Source organism: Desulfovermiculus halophilus DSM 18834, assembly GCF_000620765.1.
Classification (GTDB): Bacteria; Desulfobacterota; Desulfovibrionia; order Desulfovibrionales; family Desulfothermaceae; genus Desulfovermiculus; species Desulfovermiculus halophilus.
In genome coordinates this window covers 1-4213 of record NZ_JIAK01000051.1, presented here as the reverse complement: position 1 = coordinate 4213, position 4213 = coordinate 1, and the positions used below count along the sequence as shown (strand labels likewise).

Below are 4213 nucleotides of genomic sequence, written 5' to 3'. Positions count from 1 at the left end.
CCCTTTCCTGCCGTTATTGTGGATTCACCTTTTATCTCTGCCGGAGTTGCTGGCGGGGGCAGGCTTATTGCTGTGAGATATGCCGCATCACTGCCAGGAAAGAGGCCCACCGACAAGCCCAGAGGCGATACCGACAAACCCAAAAGGGCAAAAAGCAACACCGTCAGGCTGAGAAACAACGCAGAATACGTCGAACCTTAAAAAGCGTGGATGATCAATCTTCAACACCTGCTCCTGCCTGTGCTACCTTCCTTGATAGACCTTTTCCGCTTCCTTCAAGACCGGCTCCAAGCTCCGTTGCTCAGCCCTGTTGCCAGGTATGCGGTAAAACGGGACGGCTGGTCACCAATTTTCCGCCTCGACCCTATGGCCAGAAGTGGTGGAGGGACGGCAATCTGCAGTGTTAAGTCCATTTACAGCACAGGAGGAAAAAAATGATTCACAAAAGGCCCCTTGTTCCAGACCGGATTCGGTCCATTCAGGGCAGCTTTGCCTTTATCCAGCACAGCTTTCTGCGCCAGGGATACTGGCAAGAGCTCAGCCATCATGCCCTGCTGTTGTATGTCTTCCTCATCCTGGCAGGCGATCGCCAGGGGCTCTCCTATTACAGCTATGACAAGATCTGCACTTTGATTAAGCTCACTTTGGATGAATATATCCTGGCCCGGGACGAACTCATTGCCAAGGATCTTATCGCCTTTGACGGGCAGCTTTTCCAGGTCTTGTCTTTGCCCCAGACACCTCTCAGATCGGATCAACGCCCACTTACAAGCAAAGAAGAAATACGCAAAAAAGACCCGGCCACTGTCCGCCAAATATGTCGCGACTCCCTGAGGATGAAATGAAAACCCGGTCCTTGCCTTTATCTGATCTGGATCTGCGTCTTTTGCCCCTGTGCCGGCCCAAGGCCAAGGATATTACCAAGATGGCTGCTGCCTTAAAGCAACAGGGACAGATCTCCCCAGTCGTTATGACCGGCAGGATCTTGATCGATGGCTTTACCCGCTATGAGGCGACCAAGAAGCTGGGGCTCACCCATATCCAGGCCATGGATCTGGATATGGATCTGATCCGGGCCAAGGCCATGATCTTGGTCCTTAACCGCAGGAAAAAGCACAGCATAATCCAGGAAGCGGCCTTGGTCCGGGAATTGGTACACAAAGACGGACTGAGCCAAAAAGAGGCGGCCGTACTCCTGGGGCGGCATAAAAGCTGGGTCAACCGGCGGCTGCTTTTGATCACTTCTTTGGCCCCGGAAATCATTACAGATATTCAGCTTGAGCTTGTGCCCCCTGGGTCCGGTCTGCACTTGGCCCGGTTGCACACCTGCAACCAGGCGGATGTGTCTGCAGCCATTCAAAGCCATGGATTGAGTACAGCTCAGGTCCGGATCTTGACCGACTTGTGGGTCAAGGCCGCGGACATACAGGTCAGGAGTTTTCTGCTAAAAAATCCCAAGCTGGCCATCTCCCATTATGAAAAAGAGCAAAAGACCTGCAAGATCTTTAGGGCCCTATGGAAGATACTGCGGGCTCTGGAAAATGAGCTGGGTCAGGAGGATACAGTCCAGGCCGCTTTGACTCTTATCAAATCCAATCTGGAGATCTTGGAACAAAGGAGCTCATATGAGCCGTCTCAGTGAACAGAAAAAGCAACTGATCCGGGACGCCTTTTATCAAACCGGGTCCTTGCGGGCCACCGCCAAGCAGGCCGGAGTCAGTCGCAATGCCGTCCGCCGGGAACTACGCCCCCAAACCGTCAGACAAGCGGGGCCCAAAGGGAGTAAGCTCGATCCTTTTAAAAGCAAGATAGAATTTCTGGTCCGGGAAAAAGACCTCAACGGGGTGCGCATCCTGGAGGAGATAAGAGAGCTTGGCTATCAGGGCGGATACTCCATCCTCAAAGATTATTTGCGCACAATCCGGCAAAAGCCACGCAAAGTCCCCAGGCCGCCAATTGATCATCCTCCGGGCCAGGAAGCTCAGATGGACTGGAGCCCCCACCGGGTCATCCTGGGGGGACGGCAACAGATGGTGCACACTGGCTCCATTGTCCTGTGCTTTAGTCGCTGGATGTTTCTCCGTTTTTTTGTGGATGAGAAAATCGAAAGTGTGATTTCCCTGCATGAGCAGGCTTTTGGGGAGCTTGGAGCCGTGCCCCAGACCATAACCTATGACAACATGACCACTGTGGGCAGACATACTGGACCGGGGAAAATTTGGATCAATCCGGTTTTTCAAAGTTTTGCCAACGGATATGGCTTTAAGGTGGTCATCTTGCCCCCGGGCAAAAAAGAGCGCCACGGGATTGTAGAGCGTCCCTTTTATTATGTGGAGACCAATTTCCTCAAAGGGCGGGAGTTTCAGGATCTGGAAGATCTCAACTCCAGAGGCGATCTCTGGCGGGCCCAGACCGCCAATGTACGCCTGCATGGAACACTCAAGGAAAGGCCTGTGGATCGTCTGGATCGGGAGATGTCCTACTTACGGCCATTGCCTTACAACCTATCGGATCAAGCATATAAAGAGTGCGACCGGGTGGTGCATACCGACTTCTGTGTCGGTTTGGATACCAATCGTTATAGCGTAGATCCGGCATTGATCGGACAATGGGTCAAGCTCCGCTTGTACCAAGATCGTCTTGAGATCTGGCTTAAAAAGCAACTGCACTGTAGGCACACCTACGTTCAGGGCCGGAATCAGCGCCAGATCCTGCCTGAACATGAACAGGAATACAAAAAGACATCCGGGCAAAAACAGCTCCTGGAATCGGCCTTTCTCCGGCTTGGAGAGGCAGCTCGGGCCTATTACCAGGGCCTTTTGGAAGAAAAAAAGGCGGCCGCCGGATATCACCTTCAACGCATCCTGAAGCTTGCGGATCACTATGGTCAGGATGTGGTTTGCGGCGCTCTCAACTATGCCGCTAAATACGGGGCCTACAGCGCAGATGCCGTCCTCAGGATCCTCCAGGGTGGAAAACTAAAGCCCCAGCACAATGAACAGGTCATGCCCGATAATATCCGCAGCTGGCTTAGGGGCCAAGCTGTGGAAAAATATGATCTGAGGCACTATGACCAGCTGCTGCACAGCCGGGAGGATGAAAATGAGTGAGCTGCTTCTGGATAAAGTCATAAAGGATCTGCGCACCTTGCTGCTTAAAGATATGGCCAAGGAGCTGGAATCAGGGCTACAACGAGCCGCAGCAAACGGGCTGGGACATCTGCAGTTTTTAAGCGAGATGCTTGATATCCAATTGGCCGCCCGGCAAAAGCGCTCTTTACAACGACGGATCCAACACGCTGTTTTTCCCACAGGGATGAGCTTTGACAACTTTGACTGGGGCTTTCAGCCAGGACTCAATGTGGAGCATCTCAAAAATCTGCAGGAGCTTGGTTTTGTACAAAAGAAAAGCCCTCTTTTGATCTCGGGCAAATCCGGAACCGGCAAGACCCACATCGCCACCTCCATTGGCATCAAGGCCTGTGCAGCCGGTTTTAAAGTCAGATTTTACACCTTGCAGCAGATCCTGGCCATGCTCTATGCCACCCTGGCCGACGATACTACTGATGAACTCTTAAGCAAACTATCGAAATTGGACATCTTGATCGTGGATCATATAAATCATATCCGCACCAAACCAGAATATCCCAGCCTGCTGCTGGATCTGGTCAGCGTCTGTCAGGAGAAAGTCTCTTTGATTCTGACCACCAGCATCAGCATCGAAGAGTGGGGGCACGCCTTAGGCAACCCATCAGTTATTGGCGCTGTGGCCGATCGTATTTTTCACCGGGCAGAAGTGCTCATGATTCGCAAAGGCCGCAGTTACCGGACAGAAGGGCCGGAGGCCCCGAAGATCCATCCTGAATCCGAATAACTCCTTTCTCCGCTCAGCCTCCCTAAGCAAAAGCTCAGGCCGTGTTTGGAAAACAGGCCTGAGCTTTTTTTTATTCCTGTCTTAAGTGCTTTCACAGGTCATGGGCTCACCAAACAAGCTTTGTTTTTGGCCTATGACGCTTCAGCTATGCGCGAAAATAGCAACCAAATGAACTCCCAGGGCGCTGGGGTAGTGAAAATAGGGCCTTGTCTACAATTTGTTGCTAAATAATTCAACGGTAACCAACCATGACTGATGACTCGAAAAATGGGGAAGAAATTAGCATGGGATATCAACAGGTAGCAGAGTGGGTCTCTTTAAAACCCGGCATGGGTGGGTC

General features: G+C 52.0%; 5 protein-coding genes. All 5 read left to right on the top strand.

All coding sequences use genetic code 11. The features are described from left to right. The coding region (locus N902_RS20280; RefSeq protein ID WP_208596339.1) for a hypothetical protein at positions 1–201 on the top strand (201 nt) is incomplete at its 5' end. Positions 202–434: 233 nt separating this feature from the next. Continuing rightward, positions 435–845 (top strand): helix-turn-helix domain-containing protein, encoded by a 411-nt coding sequence (locus N902_RS18090; protein WP_051564616.1) that lies wholly within the window; start codon positions 435–437, stop codon positions 843–845. Further along, positions 842–1642: a ParB/RepB/Spo0J family partition protein gene (locus N902_RS0114080; RefSeq protein ID WP_027371428.1), complete on the top strand. Its 801-nt coding sequence runs from the start codon at positions 842–844 to the stop codon at positions 1640–1642. Before N902_RS18090 ends, N902_RS0114080 begins: the two co-directional genes overlap by 4 nt. After that, positions 1626–3110, top strand: a complete 1485-nt coding sequence (gene istA, locus N902_RS0114075) for an IS21 family transposase (protein ID WP_027371427.1) — start codon at positions 1626–1628, stop codon at positions 3108–3110. The genes N902_RS0114080 and istA overlap by 17 nt, the downstream gene beginning before the upstream one ends. Continuing rightward, on the top strand, positions 3103–3873 hold the full coding sequence (gene istB / locus N902_RS0114070; RefSeq protein WP_027371426.1) for an IS21-like element helper ATPase IstB: 771 nt from the start codon (positions 3103–3105) through the stop codon (positions 3871–3873). Before istA ends, istB begins: the two co-directional genes overlap by 8 nt. Positions 3874–4213 lie beyond the last annotated feature (340 nt).